1 protein-coding gene is annotated in these 1237 nt (G+C 35.4%); it reads right to left on the bottom strand.

Annotated elements, in window-relative coordinates:
- The coding region (locus HCR01_RS39760) for a hypothetical protein (RefSeq protein ID WP_226890090.1) at nt 1-244 on the bottom strand (244 nt) is incomplete at its 3' end.
- Between the last annotated feature and the right edge of the window lie 993 nt (nt 245-1237).

The raw sequence follows: 1237 nt of genomic DNA, 5'->3' as shown, positions 1-1237 counted from the left end.
TGCTGCTATCAATCCAAAATGTATTATCCACAGAATTCCCACCGATCCGCAGCACGCCTTTACTACTTAGTTGCTTGACAAAATTCCGCAATAGTATGTTGTCAGTTCTAAAGAAAAGAGATCTAGGCAATGTAGCTGCTTCGTAACTTAATCCTATAAAGCCAAATGGAATCGTGATGCCTGGTCGATTAGCATTGATACTGACTATTGCTTGAACAGAAGTGTTGCTATTTGACAGTTCCATATGATTTCAGTAGATACAAAAAGAGATGGAAGTTAACGAAAGATTGAAGAAGAATCAATTCGTCCGAATTCAGGAATTAGAACAAAAAAGTGGGGGATTTAGACCCGTTCGCCACTCTCTTACAAAGTTCTGATGCCTGCGGCGGGCTACTGTGATTTGAAATAAAAAATGAGATTTTAACTCATGATATGCCTCAAAAAGGAGTATCCCAATTTATTCTTCACTTTTAATATTCGAGTTTTTTTTACTAATAATGATTATCGTGTAGGAGGTGGGAGGAGAGATACGAGCGTCGTTCGTGTCCTTCCTCTGGTTTGATTATCATTATTACTCGGCTATAACCCTAAAAGCGTGATCGCGTCATCCACGAGCGATCGCTGCCTTACTGAAATACCATATCTAAACTCAGCTCTCAAAAAAACAACGTTTTTGAATCATAAAATGAGTATTTAAATCATATCTTGGTATGAAAGTCGAGAAAAATGCTGTTTTCACATAGTTATTTTGTATGAGTTTTGTCCGAAACAGTCTAAAAAACTCATTCTTGGGATATGGTTCAGAAATTAAACACTCTCTCATAATTTGATGCAGAGATTTATTTTGCTATCGCCTGTGTTGCCTGAAATTGCGTTAACTTTCTCTTAATTTATGGTTCAAAATTTTTCTCAAATTATGATTCAAAGCATATGAAACTACAACAGATATGTCTAACAAACCTCGTTCCATTACTAATTTACCTACGAATACAGCACTTCAATGCTTCTATTAGTTAAAAAAGCCAAGTAGTAAGAAATTATCAATGTATATACAACTTTATTTCATTACTACTTGAGCAGTTAAAGCAGCATTAAAAAATAATAAACTTGTTCTGGAGATGCTACTTGTTCAATAAATCCACGTAAGGATTCAGGTCTAATATTTAGGAAGCAGAGATGGGCGAGACAGATAATTATTAGAATTAGCCAGCAGTGCTTGTGCAAAAAAGTCAATCAC

The organism is Nostoc sp. MG11 (genome assembly GCF_014904695.1).
GTDB lineage: Bacteria > Cyanobacteriota > Cyanobacteriia > Cyanobacteriales > Nostocaceae > Komarekiella.
The sequence above is the reverse complement of the archived record's forward strand: the minus strand, read 5'-3'. Positions and strand labels throughout refer to the sequence as shown.